Below are 21,393 nucleotides of genomic sequence, written 5' to 3'. Positions count from 1 at the left end.
GGATGAGTTTATGTCCCATAATACATTTGGCCACATGTTTCGCGTCACAACCTGGGGCGAAAGCCACGGTATAGCTATTGGTTGTGTTGTTGATGGTTGCCCTCCGGGCATTCATTTCACAACGGAAGAATTGCAGCATTGGCTCGATAAACGCAAACCTGGGACTAACCGATTTGTAACCCAACGTCGCGAAGCTGACGAAGTGCGTGTACTTTCTGGTGTCCTACCTCAGGAAGATGGCTCATTCATCTCAACGGGCACACCGATTTCGCTGGAAATTCAAAACACAGATCAGCGTTCAAAAGACTATTCTGAAATTGCCAAACGCTACCGTCCTGGCCATGCCGATTATACATATGATGTTAAATATGGCATTCGAGACTACCGCGGCGGTGGACGTTCATCCGCACGTGAAACGGCAACTCGTGTTGCTGCAGGTGGCCTAGCCCGCAAAATCGTACCGGATATGATCGTGCGCGCCGCTCTTGTGCAAATTGGAACGAAAAAAATTAATCGTGATAATTGGAACTGGGACGAAGTAAACAACAATCCGTTTTTCGCACCAGATGTTGAGATCGTTCCCGTGTGGGAAGAATATCTCGATACAATCCGCAAAAATGGCTCATCCGTTGGCGCAATAATTGAAGTGGTTGCCGAAAATGTCCCCGCCGGATTGGGCGCACCTATCTACGCGAAACTTGACACTGATATCACCGCTAATCTTATGTCGATCAATGCCGTTAAAGGTGTTGAAATTGGCAATGGATTTGAAGCTGCGATGATCTCAGGCGAAGAAAACGCTGATGAAATGCGCATCGATGAAAACGGTAATCCTGAATTCTTATCCAACAAGGCAGGTGGTATTTTGGGTGGCATTTCAACGGGCATGCCAATTGTCGCGCGTTTTGCGGTGAAACCAACTTCATCAATCCTGTCGACGCGTAAAAGCATTGATAGTGATGGACAGGAAGTTGATGTGCGTACAAAAGGTCGCCACGATCCATGTGTAGGTATCCGTGCTGTGCCAATTGGCGAAGCCATGGTCGCTTGCGCCATTGCTGATCATTATATTCGCGATCGCGGTCAAACAGGTCGTCTTGCTTCTCAAAATAATAAAGATAACCAGGAATAAGTCTGATGTCGTTTAATCAAGCTCGTGTTGTTGAGGCCATTCGTGCCATTGAAAACGGTGAAATTGTTGTTGTAACTGATGATAATGATCGCGAAAATGAAGGCGATCTGATTGTTGCCGCCACGCATTGTACACCTGAAAAAATGGCCTTTATCGTACGTCACACATCGGGCATTGTGTGCACGCCGATGCCGCGTTCTGAAGCAAAGCGCTTGAACCTAACGGCAATGGTTGCAGAAAACGATGCGCCGCATGAGACAGCGTTTACAGTAACTGTTGATTATAAGCACGGCACGACAACGGGCATTTCAGCCGACGATAGAACGCTGACAGTTCGCAATTTGGCAAACCCGAATGCGGGTGCTGCGGATTTTGTACGCCCAGGCCATATTTTTCCATTAGTCGCCCGCGAAGGTGGTGTGCTTATGCGTTCTGGCCATACAGAAGCGGCTGTGGATTTATGCAAGCTTGCGAACTTACCTCCTGTTGGTGTGATCTGCGAGATGGTCAATGACGATGGTTCTGTGATGCGTGGTGAACAGGTCAGCAACTTTGCTCAAGAGCATGGCCTTAAAGAAGTTTCCGTTGCTGATTTGATCGCCTATCGCCAGCGCCAGGAAACGCTTATTGAACGCAATGACACTTTTGAAATTGAGACACCCTACGGCATGGCAACTGCGCATAGTTATTCGCTTCCATGGGATCCAATGCAGCATTTAGCGGTTGTTTTTGGTGATATTCGCGATGGTGTTGATATTCCAGTCCGTTTACATCTTGAATCGGTAGCAGACGATGTCTTCGGCAAAGCACAGCCTTTGCAGGAAAATATCAAACGTATTGCTGATCACGGTCGCGGCATCGTGGTTTATCTTCGCGAAGGTTCGGTTGGTGTGGGACGCCAAGCGGCACGTCGCCTCGAAGCAACAGGGCAAGAAGCGCATACTGAGGCACAAACGCGTGAAGAAGAATGGCTTGAAATTGGATTGGGTGCCCAGATATTAAAAGATCTTGGAACAACCTCTATTCGTTTGCTTGCATCTAAAGAACGCCATTATGTGGGCCTTGAAGGGTTTGGCATTGAAATCTCTTCCACTGAAATCATGGAATAAACGAAACATTTGAGCACATGACAACTGAACTTTTCCGCAATCCGATATGTCTTGAACATATCACGCCACCTGGGCACCCGGAGCGCCCGGATCGATTGCGGGCTTTGGATCAATTATTTGAGCATGAAAACTTCGATGCACTTGTTTCATTAGAGGCAAAGGCTGCACCTGAAGAAAGTGTTTTACTCGCGCACCCGCAAAGCCATTTGGATAAAGTTCGCCAGGCAATTCCTGAAACCGGCATGGTTCAGATCGATGGCGATACGACCATGTCACCGCAGAGTTTTACCGCAGCACTCACGGCTATCGGTGGCGCGATGGAAGCTGTCGATCATGTGTTTGAAGGAAAAACTGATAACGCTTTTGTAGCGACACGTCCTCCTGGACATCATGCAGAGCGCGAAACCGCTATGGGCTTTTGCCTTTTTAACCAGGCAGCGATTGCGGCGCGTCACGCACAACAGGTTCACGGCGCCGAACGCGTTGCAATTGTCGATTTTGACGTTCATCACGGTAATGGCACACAAGATATTTTTTATGATGACCCAAGCGTTATCTATTGCTCAACACACCAAATGCCACTTTATCCTGGAACTGGTGCAAAGAGTGAAACCGGTGCAGGAAATATCATAAATGCTCCCCTTGCCAGAAACGATGGGAGCGATCATTTTAAAGAGGCGTTCAAAACACGTGTTTTGCCTGCATTGGTGGATGCTAAAGCGGATTTAATTATTATTTCAGCCGGATTTGACGCTCATCATCGTGATCCGCTCGCCGAGATTAATCTGGTTGCCGATGATTTTGACTGGGCAACAGGTAAAATTATGGACATAGCAGCTGAGAGCGCGGATAATCGCCTCGTCAGCATCTTAGAAGGCGGGTATGATCTTTTAGGTCTTGCTGAGTCGGCAGGTGCACATATTTATCGAATGATGAAAGGTTAGTCATGAGCGATCAGAACAACAACAATGCTGATATTGAAAAAATGAGCTTTGAGCAGGCTGTGTCTGAGCTTGAAACGATTGTGACTAAACTTGAAAGTGGCGATGTAGAACTTGAAAAATCCATCGAGATTTATGAACGCGGCGAAGCACTGAAAAAGCATAGCCAGAATTTGCTGGGTGCTGCGGAAAAACGTATTGAAAAAATTCGTCTTGACCGTGCAGGAAATCCACAGGGCACGGAACCGCTCGATCCTGAATAGGCCGTAAAAACACCTTTAAATCATCCAATTCGCGCCTAATTCCGTATCGATTGTGATTGTAAAAGCGGATTTGACGCATCAATTTGGCCATAAAACAGTTTACAGCTTCATGAAGACACGTTAGGCCAATTGATAAATAAGTAAGGGTTTATTTTGACACAGCCGCCGCACACACCAATTCTGGATAAAGTTTTAGAACCATCCGATCTTGATCATATCGAAGATAGTGATCTTCCTGCATTGGCAGAAGATGTCCGCGCAGAAATGATTGACGCCGTTTCGCGAACGGGTGGGCATTTGGGTGCAGGGCTTGGTGTTGTTGAATTGACTGTGGCAATTCACAAAGTCTTTAACACACCGCATGATCGACTAATCTTTGATGTTGGTCATCAATGCTACCCACATAAAATCCTGACAGGACGTCGCGATCGTATCCGTACACTTCGTCAACAAGATGGACTATCCGGTTTTACCAAGCGCGCTGAAAGCGAATATGACCCGTTTGGCGCAGCGCACTCTTCAACTTCGATTTCTGCTGGTCTGGGCATGGCCGTGGCGAGTGATCTTCAAGATACGCCGCGCAATGTAATTTCCGTAATTGGTGATGGCGCGATGAGTGCTGGTATGGCGTATGAGGCACTTAATAATGCCGGAGCACTCGATGCACGCCTCATCGTTATCCTCAATGATAATGATATGTCTATTGCGCAGCCAACAGGCGCGATGAGCGCTTATCTAGCGCGATTGGCTTCTGGCCGCACCTATATGGGTATGCGCGATATTGGCAAGAAGATGACGGCTTATTTGGGACAGACAATGGATCGAGCGATTACCCGCGCATTTGAACATGCCCGCGGTTATGTGACCGGCGGCACCATGTTTGAAGAGCTTGGGTTCTATCACATTGGCCCGATCGATGGTCACAACCTTGATCATTTGTTGCCTGTACTTCGCAATGTGCGTGATAATTCTAACGGCCCTGTGATCATTCACGTCGTCACACAAAAGGGCAAAGGTTATGCGCCTGCAGAAGCGGCAAGCGACAAATATCATGGCGTTGGCAAATTTGACGTGATCACTGGAACGCTTGCAAAAGCAAAACCCAATGCGCCTTCATATACATCTGTATTCGCCAAAGCTTTGATCAAAGAAGGCGAAGTTGACGATAAAGTAATTGCTGTAACTGCTGCTATGCCGTCTGGCACCGGGCTAGATAAGTTCAATGATCTATTCCCAACGCGTTGTTTTGACGTAGGCATTGCCGAACAGCATGCTGTGACGTTTGCCGCTGGCGCTGCAACTGAGGGTCTGAAACCTTTCGTTGCGCTGTATTCAACATTCTTACAGCGCGCTTATGACCAAGTTGTGCATGATGTGGCGATCCAAAAACTGCCCGTGCGTTTTCCAATCGATCGTGCAGGATTTGTGGGTGCGGATGGTCCAACTCACGCCGGTAGCTTTGATACGACATTTTTGGCAACCCTGCCTGATTTCGTTGTTATGGCCGCCAGCGACGAAGCAGAACTTATGCATATGACACGAACAGCCGCAGCTTATGATGAAGGACCAATCTCCTTCCGTTATCCTCGTGGTGAGGGCGTGGGTGTTGAGCTTCCAGAGCGTGGTTCCTTAATTGAAATTGGTAAAGGCCGCATCGTGAAAGAAGGCACAAAGGTTGCCCTATTGTCTTTCGGAACGCGTCTTGCTGATTGTATGTTAGCGGCTGAAGATTTAGATGCTTCTGGTCTTTCAACAACAGTTGCAGACGCTCGTTTTGCAAAACCGTTAGATCACGATCTCATTCGCCAACTTGCTTCAGAGCATGAAGTGTTGATCACCATCGAAGAAGGTGCTGTTGGTGGTTTTGGCAGTCATGTGGGACATTTCCTTTCCCATGAAGGTTTGCTTGATGGCGGGCTAAAATTCCGTCCACTTGTCATGCCGGACATCTACATGGATCAGGCGAGCCCAGATGCGATGTATATGCAGGCGAAACTTGATCGCGCTGGCATTTTAGATGTTGTCTTTAAAGCCCTCGGTACGGAAAAAACCGTTCTGCCGTTTAACACGAAATAAATGCGAGGCCCATTATGCGCCTTGATCTACACCTTGTAGCGAACGGTTTTTATCAAACACGCGCACGAGCGCAGGATGCTATTGCCCGCGGTACTGTCATTGTTGACGGTAAACCAGCAAAAAAATCTGGTCTAACTGTTGATGAAAACACCCATATCGAAGTGTTTGATCCTGCCAGCGGTTATGTATCACGTGCTGCGCTTAAATTAAAAAGCGGGTTGGAACATTTTGGTTTTGATCCGCTGGGGAAAAATGCGCTTGATATTGGTGCATCCACCGGTGGCTTTACGCAAGTTTTGCTTGAGGCTAAGGCTGCACATGTCACGGCAATCGATGTTGGTCATGATCAGCTACACCAATCTTTAGTCTACGATAAACGCGTTCATCAAATTGATGGATTAAACGCGCGCGATCTCAATCATGATCACATCGATGGACGCGAGATTAAAATTGTTGTGAGCGATGTAAGTTTCATCTCATTAAAACTCGCCCTTCCGCCGGCGCTTTCGCTTGCCTCTCATGGCGCCTTTACTGTGTTGCTCGTCAAGCCTCAATTTGAAGTTGGTCGAGATGGAATTGGCAAAGGTGGGATCTTAAAAGATCCATCACAAGGCCCAAAAATTGCAGATGATCTACTCAAATGGCTTGACGCACAGCCAAATTGGTCTGCATTAGAAGCTATACAATCGCCAATCACCGGAAGTGATGGCAATATTGAATATCTCATTGGGGGCGTAAAAACGTGAGCCAGATAGAATTAAAGATTGATCACGTTGGCGCGCGCGGTGATGGCATTGCCAAAACTGATAAGGGACCAGTCTTTGTGCCGTTTGCTCTTAAGGGTGAAATCGTTAGCGTTGATCTTGATAAATCGCGCGGCACTATCACTGAGCTAAAATCTAAGAGCCCTGACCGCATTGACCCTGTTTGCCAGCACTTTCAAAAATGCGGTGGCTGTGTTGCACAACATATGTCTGACGAGAGTTATCAGAGTTGGAAATTAGATATTGCGCAAAAGGCGCTTGATAAGTCTTCGATCAAACATAAAATTGACCGCTTCTTGCCGTGCGCTATTGGCGAACGCCGCCGGGTGGTTCTTACCGCACATCGTACAAATGAAGAAACGCAATTAGGATATTTACAAGCAGGCAGCCATGATCTGATTGCGATCAATGAATGCCCGGTTGCGCATCCGCAAATTGTTGAGCATCTGGATTTATTCCGCGAAATTGCTCAGATCATCACGCCGCATTATAAAACGTCGCAATTGACAATTCTGCTTTGCGAAAACGGTTTTGATGTTGCTGTTGAAGCAGACTTTTCGCTGAAAGACGCAACTATCCACGCTGTCTCTCAAAAGGCAACATCGACCAAAACCATTAAACGCCTTGCATTTAATGGTGAAGTTTTGGTGGAAATCGAACCTCCTGCTTTAACGTTCGGTGACACACTGATCCAAGTCCCATCGGGAAATTTTGTTCAGGCGAGCAAACGTGCCGAACTTGAAATGATTGAACTTGTGACGAAGCATCTGAAATCATGCAAGAAAGTGGTGGATCTGTTTTCTGGTAGTGGCACATTTACCTTCCCGCTTGCGCATAAAAGCGCAGTACATGCGGTTGAAACCAGCGGCCCGGCGCTGAATGCCATTGACCGCGGATTTCGCTCTCGCCAAGGGTTGAAGCCGATTAGCACAGAGCGTCGTGATTTGTTTCGCAGCCCCTTTGTGCGCGAAGATTTAAAACCTTATCAAGGGGTTCTTTTTGACCCGCCTCGTGCAGGTGCAGAGGCACAAAGCAAGCAGCTCGCGCGCGCACTCAACATCAAGAAAGTGGCCGCCGTCTCGTGCAATCCCGTCTCCTTGGCACGGGATTTGGAGCTGCTCATCAAGGGTGGTTTCAAAATCAAGTCGATCACTGCAATTGATCAATTTTTATGGTCCACCCATGTTGAAATGGTGGCATTGTTGGAAAGATAATGAATGGCTGAGATTATATCCATCCAACATCGTCCTGATGATGCACTTAATCGTTCTATTGAGCTTTTGTCCAAAGCACAGCCCATCGCGATACCAACCGAGACCGTTTATGGATTGGCTGCAGATGCGACCAATCCCGATGCGATTACCTCGATTTACAGCACCAAAGGTCGACCTCAATTTAACCCACTGATCTGCCATATGGCTGATATGGACATGGCAGAGTGTTATGGTGAATTCGATGCAATTTCCAAGAAGCTTGCTGAATATTTCTGGCCCGGAGCATTGACCATTGTTGTACCCTTAAAGCCAGATAGCGGCATCCATAAGTTAGCGACCGCGGGTCTAGAGACCGTTGGCATACGTGTGCCAAAAGGTTTTGCTGCAAGACTTATCGGCGAGTTTGATAGACCTCTTGCGGCTCCAAGCGCAAACAGCTCAGGCAAGATCAGCCCGACAACTGCGCAACATGTGCAAGCAGATCTTGGTGAAAAGATAGAGCTGATATTAGATAATGGCGCATGTGATGTGGGCGTCGAATCCACAATTGTGAAATCTGATGGTGAGGATGTTTATCTTCTACGGCCGGGTGGTGTATCTGCTGACGAAATTGAAGCTGTGATCGGCAAAAAACTTATCCGCTTGGATGATGCGCGAGACAACAAGATTGAAGCTCCTGGCATGCTTGCATCGCATTATGCACCAAATGCAAGAATGCGATTAAATGCATCATCGGTTAACTCTGGTGAAACACTCATCACCTTTGGTAATGCAGAAATCGCCGGCCAATCTCGTGCCAAGGCTGTGTTTAACCTATCTTCTGACGGTGATCTTGCGGTAGCGGCGCATAACCTGTTTGATATGTTAATCGAAGCAGATAAAACGGGAGTTAAGATGATCGCCGTTGCTCCTATTCCAAATGAAGGTTTGGGCGAAGCGATCAATGATCGACTGACCCGCGCGGCCGCACCACGATAGTTTCAAATCGGAGAGAATACATTGAGCAATTTGAATGACCAGTTGGTTTCGGATTTTAAAGCCATTGTTGGCGAAGCAAATGCGACGACAGATCAAAACGATATTGCACCTCATCTGGTTGAACTTCGAGGTCTTTATCAAGGTCAATCGCCGCTGCTTTTAAAACCAGGTTCTACCGACCAAGTCAGTCAGATCGTCAAACTCGCCAACGAGAACAAGATCAATGTTATTCCGCAAGGTGGCAATACCGGACTTGTCGGTGCGCAGGTCCCGGATGGTGAAATTATCATCTCGCTCAGCCGCATGAACAAAATTCGCGAGATAGACCTGCTCGGTAATGTGATGGTGGTTGATGCAGGCGTTGTGCTTGCAAATGCGCAAAAAGCAGCTGAGGAACATAATCTGCTATTCCCGCTGTCCTTAGGTTCAGAAGGTACCTGCCAAATTGGCGGCAATCTATCATCAAATGCTGGCGGCACTGCAGTGCTCGCATATGGCAATACGCGTGAATTGTGTATGGGGCTTGAAGTCGTGCTGCCAACCGGCGAAATTTGGCATGGGCTGCGCCGCCTTAAAAAAGACAATACCGGCTATGATCTACGTGATCTGTTTATCGGTGCGGAAGGCACTTTGGGCATCATCACGGGTGCGGTGCTTAAACTATATCCGCAACCAAAAGGCCGCGAGGTTATGTTTGTGGGTTTGGACAGCACGGAAGATGCACTCGAGCTTTTTAACATTGCACGTGAGATTTGCGGACCATCTCTTACAGGCTTTGAATTAATGCCGCGATTGGGCGTTGAATTTACCACAAAGCATATCAACAATTGCCGCGATCCTTTAGAAGCGCCCTACCCTTGGTACACATTGATTGAAATATCATCAGGCCAATCAGAAGAAGCTGCCCGGCAAATGATTGAGCAATTGTTCGAGCAAGCGTTTGATAAAGGCTTTGCGCAGGATGCAGCTCTAGCTGAAAGCGAAACTCAGCGCGATGCATTTTGGCATATGCGAGAGAGCATGTCAGAAGCACAACGCCCTGAAGGTGGTTCGATCAAGCACGATATTTCTGTCCCGATTGCCAAAGTGCCGGAATTTATGGAAGAAGCATCAAAAGCCGTGCTTGAATATATGCCAAGCGCCCGCATTTGTGCCTTTGGTCACATGGGCGATGGTAACATTCATTATAACATTTCTCAGCCAGTTGGTGCCGACAAACAAGAATTTCTGTCCCACTGGCACTCAATGAACGAGCTTGTTCATGGCATTGTTTTGCAAATGACGGGCTCAATTTCTGCTGAACATGGCATTGGACAGCTAAAACGCGACGAATTAGCGGAGATAAGGGACCCGATCGAAATCCAGCTAATGCAGCGCATCAAGGCGTCTTTTGACCCTAACCAGATCATGAATCCTAACAAGGTTTTAAAGCGTTAATTTAGTCAAAATCGGCAAAGTAAACAAATTGCCAACCCCTTGGTTTACTTTTGATAACCATCTTTGAAAGGTCAGATTCTCTTAACCAAACAACTTAAGTGGTTTAGAACATAGAACGTGTAGATTGCATTTCAACGAGAGGGCAAAAGCCCCCGGTATTTGAGAAGATCCAAAAATGGGCGCTCAAGAGTTTATGAGGCGATTAAAATGGCAACTACAATTAGAAAGCCCGAATGGGCTGGATGCGAATTACGCATTGTTCCTGGTCAACTACCCCACCGCTTTAGTTATAAAGCTGCTGGTAGCAAAAAGGATATTCATGTGAACTTAAATGAGCGCGGTGCGGTCATTGATCGAGTTTTAGAAAAGTCCGACCTACCAATTTCAATGGCACTGCCAGCAAATGCATTTAAAGGCATTGCAGCGCGAGCAATTGATGATGGCAAGGGAAATTCAACCGTAACACTTGAACTTCATCACCAAGATGTCGATCTTTGCATCCCATTGCTAGTTGATACAGAACTTCACAATATTGCTGGTGACTGGCGTGAATGGGCGGAAGCTTTCAATATCCCAATGTTGATGGTGGAAGCTGATGGTGTCGCGCGTCCACTGGACGAAGATATGGCCCAAAGCCGGACGGACACACAAACACGTGCGCAACCAACTTCAAGTTATAAACGCCGCAATTCAACAACGGGTCAACGTCGTCCACGTTTCTTGGTACGTCGTAAGACGGGCCATTTAGGTTGCCGTATGAAAATTTCTGGCCGCGAAATAATCGCCCGCCGCTAGAAAGTTCTGATCTAGACCTCCAAATTTATATCAGATCTCGAAAAGAGTGCAGTCTCCGCTGCGCTCTTTTTGGTTTGAGCGCGGGCGATTTTGCCGACCGTCCACCTGTTTGTCTCTCTAGTCAGGGAAGGACAAAAATATGGGCCATTCATCACAGAGGGCTCTGGCGTCATCGATACCATTGCGCCTATATAAGGCATGGAAAATTTTGTCGTTGAAATAACAAGTATTGCCACATTCACAATCACTGTGTTTGGCATTATCTTTTGTCTGTTACAGACCGAATTTTCAAATGTGAGCAAAAGCTTTGCCGCGTTCCTTTCTGCTGTTGCGGTCAATAACTTTCCGGATGCATTTCGACGTTTAATTGATACATTACCGGACACCTATATTCAGCCCGTTGAACTTGTTATCTGGCTACCCAGCACACTTCTCTTAGCACCTTTATTTTGGATCTATGTCTATACGCTCACGTCGCGCGAACAAAGATACCCTGATAGGCTCTACCGTCATTTGATTCTGCCGCTCCTAACTGTGTTGGTTGGCTTAGTCACACTTTTTTTGGGCAGGAGATATGGGGAACACTGTTTGAGAATAAACCATTACCTACCACTCTCTGGGCCATCGTACTTATTTCATCGATTATTCTTTTACAGTTAGCCGCCTATCCGCAAATGATCTTCTATCTCGTTTTAATTATACTGCGGATGTTACGCCACCGGGTTTTGCTTAAGGACTATTATTCCAGCACTGAAAAACACGAGTTGCGGTGGATATACATTATTAGCGGTTTAAGCATACTGTTTTGGTCTGCTAGCACTGCGATATTACTCCTAGAATTTGATGGAGATCAGGCAGCTACGCAGTCTATGTTCTTGCATTTTGGCAGCATCGTCGCGCTCGCACTTGTCGGCGCAACAACATTATGGGGATTACGGCAACGCCCGCCTCTAACTCCAGATGTTGATCCAGCACAAACTCATCAATTACCTGATCACGAGGCTTCAGAACAGGGTGTTGGCAAATATGAAAAGTCTGCACTAAACAATGAAATGTCTTCACGCATTGCTCGTAAACTGCGTGCAGCAATGGAAAAAGATAACCTGCACCGCGATCCAAATTTATCTTTATGGGTCTTGTCACGGCACATCGGCGCGTCGCCAAATTATGTCTCGCAAACACTTAACGAGGTTATCGGCGAAAGTTTTTTTGATTTCGTCAACGCATACCGGATCGCTGAAGCTAAGACGCGGCTAACAACAACAAATGATAACGTGCTAAATATCACATATGATGTCGGCTTTAATGCGCGTTCTTCATTTTATAACGCGTTTAAGCGAGTTGTCGGCGAGACGCCAACGGTTTATCGGAAAAAAATGTCTCTCCGTAACGGCATGGACGACATTACCCTTTCTAATAAGGCATTGTGAGCGCGTCTATTCCAGACATTAAATAGCAAAATTTATTCACGCGCGGGTGATTACTTTATGGCGACTATTTTAAGCTGTCACGCTGACATGTCTCAATTGTTTTCGTCACAAAGACACCTGCGCTGTGTGATAAAACTTTATGAGGACAACATTTAAAATGAAAATTCTACCAATATTATTGCTTGTTGGTTTGGCAGCTTGCGCGTCACCAGCTGAGATAGCCGCGAAAAAGCAACTTGATGAAGCTTGTATTGCTGGCAATCTTCGAGCCTGTGAAGCCGTTGAACGCCGAGTGGCTGCGGATAACCAGGCACTTGCAACTGCATTTCCGTCCAAATTATAGTTTACCAACGTGCTGGAGCGGTTGCGTGAACCGTATATTTTATCGCACCGCTTCTTCACAACTGCGCAAGGTGCAGGGCACAGGGCACACCCTTACTTATTTTTCAGCAACCATTTCCACGACATTTAACGTTTGACGCACTTTAAAACCCAACTTCTGGTAAAGAGCTTTTGCGGCTTGATTTGATGAATAGTAATGCAGATATGGCTGTTCACCCCGCGCAATAATGCGTTTTGCAAGATCTGCACATATGCATTTGTTTAATCCACGACGTTGGTAATCGGGGTGTGTGCATACTCCACTGATCTCCGTAAGGCCGGGATTTTTTAAGCGCTCTCCTGCCATCGCAACAAGTTCACCATTATGACGAACACCCCAATATTCTCCGAGTACTTGTGTACGTTTATCAAATAAGCCTGCCATTGTTAGATTGGCCAATGCCAACATTTCATCTGCATCATTTGCATCAAGTCTAATAATCTCATAGTCATGCTCGTGATCAAGATTTGGATTATCCAGCACCATCTGTTCACACGTTGTTTGCGACAAAATTTTTAGACCATCAGGAAGTTTAAGCTTTGCAGCTTGCGCTATAACTAGTCGTCCATGTTTTAAAACCAATTCGGATAGTTCTTGCAGGCTTTGCTTGCTTTCATCACCCACACCACCCAATGGGCAAATATCTGGTTCAAACCGGCGTGCATTGTCACCCCCCAATGCATAGCCTGAATGCTCAGTATTTAGCGCATTCCAAATTGGACGATCGAGAATATGTTCAGTCATGATCAATCTCCTCAATATGAGCAATCAATGTTCCATCTTCTATTGCTTTTTCCAGATGTTCCAATTGCTTTAGAAACGGACCAGATTGATCTGAAAATAATTGCGTCAGACAATGATCAATCTTCGACCAGGTCACATCTTTTGCAGCCTCATAAATCGAATAGCCTAAGGCAGTGAGCGCGACTGTCCTTACGCGTTTGTCAGTATCGCTTTTTTCAATTTCAACATAGCCTTGACGTTTTAATTGCCCGATGCTTCGCGTTATTCCCGGCTGACTAACACCGATCGTTTCAGCTAAATCACCGATCGACAAAGGGCCGTTTTCAACCAACGCAACAAGGATAAAATGCTGATAACCTTGAATTTGTATATCATGTTTATCGAGTAATTTTTGGGTTTCAGCGCGTAACTGTTCACCGGCACGAATGAGACGTGAACCGAGCGCTACATATCCAATGCGCTTAATAATATCTTCCTGCACCATGATCTCCAAGTTTTTATATAACTAGATATATAACTTGTTATATAAATTGTCAAACTAAGCACATCTGAGGATATATAATTGTGATGATTACTTACTCTCTCTTAGTCCAATTAACGTTGCACTGAGTACAATTAATACGACACCAAAATATTGGGTTAGCGAGAGAATTTCACCGACAATAAACACAGCAAGAATTGTCGCAACGAGCGGTTCGACGGTAGTAATAACCGTCGCCGTTGATGCTGAAATGCGCTTTAAGCCACGCATGTAAAATAGGTTTATTAAGATTGTGCCTATCCAACCCACAGCAAAAAACGAACCCCACACTTTAAACTCAGTCGTTTGGAATAATTGCGCTAAAGCCTGCCATGTTTGTGGAAATAAAAACAAAGATGGCACTGCAATTGTAAATGCCGAAAACAACAATTGATTGGCACTTAATTTTCCCAATGCAACTTTCCCCAAAACGGCAAATATTGCATAGCCAACAGCGGAACCGAAACCAAAAACCAGTCCAAACGCTGATAGGTTTATTTCACTTCCCTGAGCATTTAAAATAAACGCCACACCTAAAACCGCACAAAACGCCAAGCCCCAACGCACCAAATCTGATTGTTCGCTTAAGAAGATTTTAGACAAAATCATCACCCAGATCGGAGCAGTGTATAACAATGCAACAGCAAGCGTGATGCCTAAATATTCTGTTGCGATGAAGAAGAACATATTGAACCCGAATATCCCTGCAAGTGAATGTGGAATAAGCAATTGCCAGTTTGCACGCATGAGATTTAAAGTGCCGCGGAAGAATAATGGATAAAACGCAATCAATGTAAGCGACGTTAGCAGCATGCGAATAGCGGCAACCTGAAAACCGGTAAACCCGGCTTCATTTAGTATAATCCCAAATGTGCCTAAAGTTCCTGCTAAGGATGCCGCAATTGCGACCATAATCACACCGATATTCATGACATAACCAATGCGATTGCAAGGCCTGCAAATATCACAAGACCAACTTTTCCGTTGAATTTAAACAATCGTAAGCACTGATCAGGATTATCGATATCCAGAACTTTAATCTGCCAGATAAACAAACCCATGACGAAAATGAGCGTAACGAATGCGATGAGCGGCATAGATGATAGATAAAAGGCAAGCGCTAAGAGCAAAAGTGTTGCACCATATAAACCAGCTAGCCAAATTTTGGTATTTTCGGCAAATAATCTTGCGGTCGAACGAACACCAATGAGCGCATCATCTTCACGATCTTGGTGGGCATAAATCGTATCATATCCGATGGTCCAAAAGACCGCGGCAACATATAGGCAAAATGACGCCCAGCTCACTTCTGCAAAAATTGCGGACCAACCGATAAATGCACCCCATGAGAACGCCAGACCTAAAAAGAACTGCGGCCAATCCGTGAATCGCTTGGCAAAGGGGTAAATTGCAACAACGATGAGCGAAGCCATCGCTAGAAAAACCGTAAACCAATTAAATTGGAACAAAACCAAAGCGCCAACGACCAATTGCGCAATGATAAAAAGCTTTGCATTTTTGCGTGTGATACGCCCCGCAGGTAAAGGCCGCGAACGCGTGCGCTCTACTTGTGCATCCAGCTTATGATCAACAAGATCGTTATAGGTACATCCTGCTCCACGCATGGCGATCGCGCCGAGCGTGAACAAAATACAATGCCAAAGAAAAGTTTGATATATCGCAAGGTGGGTTTCATCGCCGATCGCCAATTGCGTATTTGCAGCCATTGCCGCAGACCACAAACAAGGCAGCAACAAAAGCTGCCATCCGATAGGTCGGTCCCATCGCGCCATTTGTGCAAGCGGCCACAAGCTTTGCGGCAAAAACCGATAAACCCAATTATCAGAAGGCGCATCCGCTACGCGTGAATTATGTCCGATTTCTCCACTCATACCTTTTGATGTCAGCCATACATAAAAAGGTCAAGCTTGCTTTTACTTGCAATTGAGATTGAGCACATCAATTCGCGGTTTTGATACTGAAAATTATGGAAAGTGCGGGTGCGAGCCTTGACCTTAGCGGGCCATACGACTACCCCGTGATCAACGACAGATCAGGAGCAAACCATGAATGTCTTTCTAATAGGTTCCGGTGGCCGCGAACATGCGCTCGCATGGAAAATTGCGCAATCTCCACTTCTTTCAAATCTTTTTGCAGCGCCGGGCAATCCCGGGATAAAAGAGCATGCAGAGATCGTGAATGTTGATATAAACGACCACGATGCGGTCATTGCGTTCTGTAAGTTACAAAATATCGAGCTCGTGGTGGTTGGACCTGAACAGCCGCTCGTCGATGGTATTACAGATCCTTTAGAAGCAGCCGGGATTAAAGTGTTTGGCTCGAGCAAAGCTGCCTCACAGCTTGAAGGTTCAAAAGGTTTCACCAAAGACCTATGTGCGAAATATTCTATTCCAACCGGGGCCTACCAACGTTTTGACAATGCTGATGATGCAAAGGCGTATACACGTGAGCAAGGTGCACCGATTGTGATCAAGGCGGATGGTCTAGCCGCTGGTAAAGGCGTCACTGTTGCGATGAATTTGGATGATGCACTGGCTGCTATCGATGATTGTTTTGATGGCGCATTTGGTTCGGCTGGCGCAGAAGTTGTGGTTGAAGCTTTTCTTGATGGCGAAGAGGCAAGTTTCTTTTGCTTGTGCGATGGTAAAACCGCCCTGCCAATGGCAGCTGCGCAGGATCATAAGCGCGTCGGTGATGGTGATACAGGTCCCAATACTGGCGGCATGGGCGCATATTCCCCTGCTCCTGTGATGAGCGAAGAAATGACAACACGCACCATGAAAGAAATTGTCGAACCGACAATGGCGGGAATGGCGCAAGATGGTCATCCATTTAAAGGTGTCTTGTTTGTTGGGCTTATGATTACTGAAAAAGGTCCTGAGCTGATTGAATATAATGTTCGTTTTGGCGATCCTGAATGCCAATTGCTTATGTTGCGTTTGAAAGATGATATCCTGCCATTATTGCTCGCAGCCGCAGAAGGCTCGCTCGATGGGCACTCAATGTCTTGGGATGATAATGTCGCGCTAACTGTTGTGATGGCAGCAGAGGGATATCCTGCATCTCCTCTGAAAGGCACGGAGATAAAAGGGGTCGATGCAATTAAAGATGCAGACACCAAGATTTTCCATGCAGGGACAGTGGTTAAAGATGGCAAATTGATCGCCAATGGTGGCCGCGTGCTTAATGTGACAGCCTCTGGCAGTGATATTATCAAAGCGCGTGACAAAGCATATGAAGCGGTTAAATCAATTGATTGGCCTCAAGGATTTTATCGCAATGACATTGGCTGGCGCGCTATTGAGCGGATAAAAAACTAGATCCATTCTTGCATCAGGCCCAATCATGTCTATCATCAATGGTGAAACTCAAGGGATACAGGTGTGATTAAAAAAAATATTGCACTAATTTTGACGATTTTTACGTCTATGTTCCTGTTCACGTTCACGAATGCGAGTGATGCTGCCATGGATATTGACATCGACGGCGTACCAATTCCTGCTGATACAGCGCCGCTTTCTGGTGATGAAAATTCGAAATTTGTCGGTGTCTGGACTGGACTTTGGGACGGCTTTTTAAAAACCATCCTGATTGTTGAGGCCATTGATGGCGATAACGCAAAGGTTATCTATGCCGTTGCCGATAATCCAAGAGCTGGGTTTAAAGCGGCTTGGTTTCGGCTGGATGGGAAAATTTCCGATAATAAGATGACTGTCTCCGGAGCGAGATTTCAAGTGCATCTTACGGTGACAACAAATGGTACGTTACGCGCTGTGTTTGGCGAGGGGTTCAGCTTTGGTGTTTTGCACCGTCAATCACTCAGCGCGCTTAAACAGACAGATGCTGATATTGCTTGGACAAATAGTGAAACCAAAATGCTGCCAGTCCAGCTTTTTGAAGATGATAAGCAGATCCAATTGGAAACCGTCATTTTCAAACCTTCGGGCGATGGACCATTTCCACTTGCCGTGATCAATCACGGTTCAACAGGCAATGGACGCGATCCGAACTCATTTAAACATACCTGGGTCAACACTTGGTTGGCAGATGTATTAAATGAGCACGGTTACATTGTAGCTTTCCCCAACGACGTGGGCGCGGCAATTCAACGGGGCTTTATGACGAGGGTTTTCAAGAAGACCGAAGTGAGGGTTATAGCTGCAACAGCGCTATCTCAATTGCAGGTGCTGATCGCGCATTAGAAGATTTAGATGCAGCAATTATTGCGCTTCAGGGCGAAGACAATATCAAGTCTGATCGCATTTTGCTTGGGGGGCAATCACGCGGAGGTGCATTGTCGATTGCATATGCCGGAATGCATAGTGATCAGGTCAAAGGTGTGATCAACTTTGTTGGTGGCTGGTCGGGTGAATTGTGCGAAAGTGTTGAAGACATCAATCATAATATCTTCAAACGCGGTGGCGATTTTAAAGGCGATACACTTTGGCTATATGGTCAGCAGGATGTGTTTTATTCGATCGAACACAGCCGAGGCAATTTTAATGTTTTCAAAACAGCTGGTGGCAAGGGCGAGTTTTTCGATTATAAAATTCGTGGTGAGAACAATGGTCACTGGCTTATGTTCATCCCACCTCTATGGGAAGCTCAAGTTAAGCAATACTTATCCAATATCGACGGATAATAGTTTAGCTTTTATTAACCACACCAGCTCACGAAACCCTAACTTTGCGGTGTTAGTATCTCTTTGAACAAATCCGTTTCAAAGAGGGTAATAACATGTCTAAGCTCCTGATTTTAAGCACTTTTGCGCTTTCATTGAGCACATCTGTTGTTTTTGCTGAGAACAGTTTGAAAATGGTAGAAATTCCATTGAAGGAAACAGCCCAAGGCAGTCTTATCGTATTTGGTTGTCCGTCTTGCAAAAAAGAAGACGAAGATGAAGGCATAGTCCTGGAAAGCGGTTCGCAAGTTTTTGAAATGCGTTCTGTTGGTGAGGATGAAAAGCTTTACCGCGTCGAAAACTGGCTTGGCGGTAGCCCGGTTGCATTTGCCCATGTGACATCTTCACCGGAGGGCGTAGCGCTTTTGCTAGGTAAAGAGCCAAGCAATATCGATAGCAATTCGGTAGCATCTATCGGTGTATCTGAACCTACAAGATTGGCGATTTATGGCCCTGCGCAACCAAGTGAAAATTTCGCAAAGGATCCGGCAGTCGCTACACTGGAAAGTGATGAAGCAACAGCCCCGGCTGTTCCAGAAATCAAGCCAAATCTTAAGCCTTCAATCGCGGCCGCTAGTTCAATGCCAGCAAGCGATGGGAAAATTGAGATGGAAGATCAATCAATGGCTATGGCAGAAAAACCGGCGCCAGTGAAAGAATTGGATACTGATTCATTCAGCCTGCGTTTGAACTAATCGCAAATAAATTTTTTTACAAAGCCGGGCATTTCGTCCGGCTTTTTGTGTTCTAGCCTGAGATTTTTGAGAAATCTGCTACCAGCTCGACACCTTTGCGAATTTGCGCCAGAAGGGCGAGACGATTAACGCGAACTTTCTCATCTTCGACATTAACCATAACATCTTCAAAGAAGGCATCGATAGGTTCACGAAGCGAAGCAAGAGCGGTCATCGCGGCGCCAAAGTTCTCTTTCAACAAGGCATCCGATGAGACACTTTGCGCAGCTGTCACCGCTTTATAAAGATTTTCTTCAGCTGCACCTTCAAAGAGATCAGAATTCACATCTAGCGCAATCTGAGCACCTTTTTTCTCTTCCGCAGATAAAATATTTGCAGCACGACGATAGCCAGCCAAGAGATTTTGGCCCGCATCACTTTCAAGCAAATCAGCAAGAGCAACCAGACGGTTTGCGATTGATACCAAATCATCTGAAGTGTCTGTTAGAACCGCGTCTATCAAATCATGACGCGCGCCTTTGTCACGCAAATATACTTTCAGACGATCATGGAAGAAGTTCAAAAGATCAGGTGTTTCTGACATGAACTTGCTGAGGTTACAGCGCAGGTGATTTTCCAAGATAATACGGATCACACCAAGCGCTGCTCTGCGCAATGCATAAGGATCTTTTGAACCTGTTGGCTTCTCATCAATTGACCAAAAGCCAGTTAGCGTATCAAGCTTATCGGCAAGCGCTATTGTTGCTGCTACTGCATCTTTTGGCACTTCGTCAGATGGACCTTGCGGCTTATAATGCTCTTCAATTGCTGCTGCGACTGATGGCGTTTCGCCTTGCAGCTCAGCATATCGGCGGCCCATAAGACCTTGAAGTTCGGTAAATTCAAACACAGCTTCGGTCTGCAAATCAGCCTTTGCCAAATAAGCTGCCCGTTTCACTTGCGCTAAATCCGCGCCTGTCACCGAGGCAAGTTCTGCGGCCAATTTCGCGATACGCTGAACACGTGCACCTTGCGTGCCGAGCTTGGCATGGAATGTCACGTTCAACCAATCAAGTCGCGCCATCCGTTGATCAAGCGGTTTGGACATATCCAATTCATACGCTTCAGCTGATCCAGAAATTTGCGCCAGATCAGGAAGATCCGTTTGGTCAGTTTGCCAGAAATAAAGTGCATCAGACAAGCGCGCACGCACCACTTTGCCATTGCCGTAAGCGATTTCTTTTCCGCCATCTTCTGCTTCAATATTTGATGTCAGAATAAAGCGATTGGCCAATGAACCATTTGGTCCACGAAGCACAAAGCACTTCTGGTTTGTTTTAATCGTTAAGCGGATCACTTCATCAGGGATTGCTAAAAACTCTTCTTCAAACTCACCCATGAGGACGACAGGCCATTCGACAAGACCTGAAACTTCTTCGAGCAGACCTTCGTCTTCCACCAATTCAAACCCTGAAGCAAAGGCAAGATTTTGCGCATCGGATTTGATGATTTCTTTGCGGCGATCTGCATCAAGAATGACCTTGGCTTTTTCGAGCGCCGTCACATAATCATCAAAGCGGCGAACTTTAATCTCATCAGGTGCATGAAAACGATGTCCAAAAGTGATGTTGCCAGATTTTATGCCTTCCGCTTCAAATGGAATGACCACAGGCTCTTCAGTTTCTGGACCGAAAGTACAGATGATAGACTGTAATGGACGCACCCAACGCATAGCACCGGGTTTAGCGGACGCTGCACCCCAACGCATAGATTTTGGCCAAGGGAAGTTTTTGATAATTCCTGGCATCACATCTGCGATAATATCCTCAGCTTTGCGGCCAGGTTTTTCTATCACAGCCACATAAAACTCACCTTTTTTCGGATCGTTTTGTGTTGTTGCTTCTTCAATAGATGATAGCCCTGCCCCGCGTAAAAACCCTTGGATGGCTTTTTCGGGCGCATCAACGCGTGGGCCTTTTCTTTCTTCACGAATATCAGCTGATTTTGCTGTTAGTCCGCGCAGGTCCAAAGCCAAACGACGTGGGGTCCAATATTCGCGCGCAGCTTCATAAGTCAGCCCAGCATCCACCAAAGCGTCAGTAACCAGCTTTTTCAAATCGCCAGCAGCTTTGCGTTGCATGCGCGCTGGGATTTCTTCGGAACGTAATTCTAATAATAGATCAGGCATTTAAGTGGTACTCAGGTTTATTTATTTGGTGAATGGGTCGTATT

At 46.2% G+C, this 21,393-nt stretch carries 21 protein-coding genes; 16 read left to right on the top strand and 5 right to left on the bottom strand.

Annotated elements, in window-relative coordinates:
- The first annotated feature begins 10 nt into the window (after positions 1-10).
- The 12 genes from aroC to ACZ1GZ_RS07110 all read left to right on the top strand — a co-directional run bounded on the left by aroC (position 11) and on the right by ACZ1GZ_RS07110 (position 12,482).
- Positions 11-1,132 carry a chorismate synthase gene (gene aroC / locus ACZ1GZ_RS07165; RefSeq protein WP_472667795.1) on the top strand — a complete coding sequence of 374 codons (1,122 nt, stop codon included), beginning with the start codon at positions 11-13 and terminating at the stop codon, positions 1,130-1,132.
- A gap of 5 nt (positions 1,133-1,137) precedes the next feature.
- The gene (gene ribB, locus ACZ1GZ_RS07160; RefSeq protein ID WP_472667794.1) at positions 1,138-2,241 is read left to right on the top strand and encodes a 3,4-dihydroxy-2-butanone-4-phosphate synthase; all 1,104 of its coding nucleotides are present in this window, start codon (positions 1,138-1,140) and stop codon (positions 2,239-2,241) included.
- Between the two features lie 17 nt (positions 2,242-2,258).
- Positions 2,259-3,185 carry a histone deacetylase family protein gene (locus ACZ1GZ_RS07155; RefSeq protein WP_472667792.1) on the top strand — a complete coding sequence of 309 codons (927 nt, stop codon included), beginning with the start codon at positions 2,259-2,261 and terminating at the stop codon, positions 3,183-3,185.
- 2 nt (positions 3,186-3,187) lie between these two features.
- Complete coding sequence (locus ACZ1GZ_RS07150) at positions 3,188-3,445, top strand: exodeoxyribonuclease VII small subunit (protein WP_472667791.1); 258 nt, start codon at positions 3,188-3,190, stop codon at positions 3,443-3,445.
- Between the two features lie 153 nt (positions 3,446-3,598).
- Positions 3,599-5,521 (top strand): 1-deoxy-D-xylulose-5-phosphate synthase, encoded by a 1,923-nt coding sequence (gene dxs / locus ACZ1GZ_RS07145; protein ID WP_472667789.1) that lies wholly within the window; start codon positions 3,599-3,601, stop codon positions 5,519-5,521.
- A 14-nt stretch (positions 5,522-5,535) separates the two neighbouring features.
- Positions 5,536-6,267: a TlyA family RNA methyltransferase gene (locus tag ACZ1GZ_RS07140; RefSeq protein WP_472667787.1), complete on the top strand. Its 732-nt coding sequence runs from the start codon at positions 5,536-5,538 to the stop codon at positions 6,265-6,267.
- On the top strand, positions 6,264-7,499 hold the full coding sequence (locus tag ACZ1GZ_RS07135) for a class I SAM-dependent RNA methyltransferase (protein ID WP_472667786.1): 1,236 nt from the start codon (positions 6,264-6,266) through the stop codon (positions 7,497-7,499). The genes ACZ1GZ_RS07140 and ACZ1GZ_RS07135 overlap by 4 nt, the downstream gene beginning before the upstream one ends.
- Positions 7,500-7,502: 3 nt before the next feature.
- Positions 7,503-8,477 carry an L-threonylcarbamoyladenylate synthase gene (locus ACZ1GZ_RS07130; protein WP_472667785.1) on the top strand — a complete coding sequence of 325 codons (975 nt, stop codon included), beginning with the start codon at positions 7,503-7,505 and terminating at the stop codon, positions 8,475-8,477.
- Positions 8,478-8,498: 21 nt separating this feature from the next.
- Positions 8,499-9,914 carry an FAD-binding oxidoreductase gene (locus tag ACZ1GZ_RS07125; protein ID WP_472667784.1) on the top strand — a complete coding sequence of 472 codons (1,416 nt, stop codon included), beginning with the start codon at positions 8,499-8,501 and terminating at the stop codon, positions 9,912-9,914.
- Positions 9,915-10,121: 207 nt separating this feature from the next.
- On the top strand, positions 10,122-10,709 hold the full coding sequence (locus ACZ1GZ_RS07120) for a DUF6101 family protein (protein ID WP_472667783.1): 588 nt from the start codon (positions 10,122-10,124) through the stop codon (positions 10,707-10,709).
- A gap of 707 nt (positions 10,710-11,416) precedes the next feature.
- On the top strand, positions 11,417-12,139 hold the full coding sequence (locus ACZ1GZ_RS07115) for a helix-turn-helix domain-containing protein (RefSeq protein ID WP_472667782.1): 723 nt from the start codon (positions 11,417-11,419) through the stop codon (positions 12,137-12,139).
- A gap of 157 nt (positions 12,140-12,296) precedes the next feature.
- Entirely contained in the window at positions 12,297-12,482 is a 186-nt protein-coding gene (locus ACZ1GZ_RS07110; protein WP_472667780.1) for a hypothetical protein, read from the top strand.
- Positions 12,483-12,578: 96 nt separating this feature from the next.
- On the opposite strand, the gene ACZ1GZ_RS07105 is transcribed toward ACZ1GZ_RS07110, so the two are convergent.
- From ACZ1GZ_RS07105 to ubiA, 4 genes are all read right to left on the bottom strand, one after another.
- Positions 12,579-13,265 (bottom strand): GNAT family N-acetyltransferase, encoded by a 687-nt coding sequence (locus tag ACZ1GZ_RS07105; RefSeq protein ID WP_472667779.1) that lies wholly within the window; start codon positions 13,263-13,265, stop codon positions 12,579-12,581.
- Entirely contained in the window at positions 13,258-13,746 is a 489-nt protein-coding gene (locus tag ACZ1GZ_RS07100; protein ID WP_472667778.1) for a MarR family winged helix-turn-helix transcriptional regulator, read from the bottom strand. The genes ACZ1GZ_RS07105 and ACZ1GZ_RS07100 overlap by 8 nt, the downstream gene beginning before the upstream one ends.
- Before the next feature lie 90 nt (positions 13,747-13,836).
- Positions 13,837-14,715 (bottom strand): DMT family transporter, encoded by an 879-nt coding sequence (locus tag ACZ1GZ_RS07095; protein WP_472667776.1) that lies wholly within the window; start codon positions 14,713-14,715, stop codon positions 13,837-13,839.
- A complete protein-coding gene (gene ubiA / locus ACZ1GZ_RS07090; RefSeq protein ID WP_472667775.1) occupies positions 14,712-15,677 on the bottom strand; it encodes a 4-hydroxybenzoate octaprenyltransferase in 966 nt (321 codons plus the stop codon). The genes ACZ1GZ_RS07095 and ubiA overlap by 4 nt, the downstream gene beginning before the upstream one ends.
- Positions 15,678-15,851: 174 nt before the next feature.
- On the opposite strand from ubiA, the gene purD reads away from it, so the two are divergent.
- The 4 genes from purD (at position 15,852) to ACZ1GZ_RS07070 (ending at position 19,182) form a co-directional block, all read left to right on the top strand.
- Complete coding sequence (gene purD, locus ACZ1GZ_RS07085; protein WP_472667774.1) at positions 15,852-17,126, top strand: phosphoribosylamine--glycine ligase; 1,275 nt, start codon at positions 15,852-15,854, stop codon at positions 17,124-17,126.
- Positions 17,127-17,189: 63 nt separating this feature from the next.
- A complete protein-coding gene (locus ACZ1GZ_RS07080; protein ID WP_472667772.1) occupies positions 17,190-18,008 on the top strand; it encodes a hypothetical protein in 819 nt (272 codons plus the stop codon).
- 92 nt (positions 18,009-18,100) lie between these two features.
- Positions 18,101-18,448: a hypothetical protein gene (locus tag ACZ1GZ_RS07075; protein WP_472667771.1), complete on the top strand. Its 348-nt coding sequence runs from the start codon at positions 18,101-18,103 to the stop codon at positions 18,446-18,448.
- Between the two features lie 95 nt (positions 18,449-18,543).
- Entirely contained in the window at positions 18,544-19,182 is a 639-nt protein-coding gene (locus ACZ1GZ_RS07070) for a hypothetical protein (RefSeq protein WP_472667770.1), read from the top strand.
- Positions 19,183-19,234: 52 nt separating this feature from the next.
- Here ACZ1GZ_RS07070 and glyS read toward each other — a convergent pair whose 3' ends face one another.
- On the bottom strand, positions 19,235-21,349 hold the full coding sequence (glyS, locus tag ACZ1GZ_RS07065; RefSeq protein WP_472667768.1) for a glycine--tRNA ligase subunit beta: 2,115 nt from the start codon (positions 21,347-21,349) through the stop codon (positions 19,235-19,237).
- Positions 21,350-21,393 lie beyond the last annotated feature (44 nt).

This window comes from Lentilitoribacter sp. JB5-8, from assembly GCF_055693385.1.
Note: the sequence above shows the minus strand (reverse complement) of the source record. Positions and strands in the feature narration are given on the sequence as shown.

Excerpts from the sequence above, each read along its gene's own strand:
- purD (WP_472667774.1), top strand. The coding sequence starts at position 15,852 with ATGAATGTCTTTCTAATAGGTTCCGGTGGCCGCGAACATGCGCTCGCA.
- ACZ1GZ_RS07095 (WP_472667776.1), bottom strand. The coding sequence starts at position 14,715 with ATGAATATCGGTGTGATTATGGTCGCAATTGCGGCATCCTTAGCAGGA.
- ACZ1GZ_RS07140 (WP_472667787.1), top strand. The coding sequence starts at position 5,536 with ATGCGCCTTGATCTACACCTTGTAGCGAACGGTTTTTATCAAACACGC.
- ACZ1GZ_RS07130 (WP_472667785.1), top strand. The coding sequence starts at position 7,503 with ATGGCTGAGATTATATCCATCCAACATCGTCCTGATGATGCACTTAAT.
- ACZ1GZ_RS07120 (WP_472667783.1), top strand. The coding sequence starts at position 10,122 with ATGGCAACTACAATTAGAAAGCCCGAATGGGCTGGATGCGAATTACGC.
- ACZ1GZ_RS07150 (WP_472667791.1), top strand. The coding sequence starts at position 3,188 with ATGAGCGATCAGAACAACAACAATGCTGATATTGAAAAAATGAGCTTT.
- ubiA (WP_472667775.1), bottom strand. The coding sequence starts at position 15,677 with ATGAGTGGAGAAATCGGACATAATTCACGCGTAGCGGATGCGCCTTCT.
- glyS (WP_472667768.1), bottom strand. The coding sequence starts at position 21,349 with ATGCCTGATCTATTATTAGAATTACGTTCCGAAGAAATCCCAGCGCGC.
- ACZ1GZ_RS07105 (WP_472667779.1), bottom strand. The coding sequence starts at position 13,265 with ATGACTGAACATATTCTCGATCGTCCAATTTGGAATGCGCTAAATACT.
- aroC (WP_472667795.1), top strand. The coding sequence starts at position 11 with ATGTCCCATAATACATTTGGCCACATGTTTCGCGTCACAACCTGGGGC.
- ribB (WP_472667794.1), top strand. The coding sequence starts at position 1,138 with ATGTCGTTTAATCAAGCTCGTGTTGTTGAGGCCATTCGTGCCATTGAA.
- ACZ1GZ_RS07115 (WP_472667782.1), top strand. The coding sequence starts at position 11,417 with ATGTTACGCCACCGGGTTTTGCTTAAGGACTATTATTCCAGCACTGAA.
- ACZ1GZ_RS07110 (WP_472667780.1), top strand. The coding sequence starts at position 12,297 with ATGAAAATTCTACCAATATTATTGCTTGTTGGTTTGGCAGCTTGCGCG.
- ACZ1GZ_RS07155 (WP_472667792.1), top strand. The coding sequence starts at position 2,259 with ATGACAACTGAACTTTTCCGCAATCCGATATGTCTTGAACATATCACG.
- ACZ1GZ_RS07070 (WP_472667770.1), top strand. The coding sequence starts at position 18,544 with ATGTCTAAGCTCCTGATTTTAAGCACTTTTGCGCTTTCATTGAGCACA.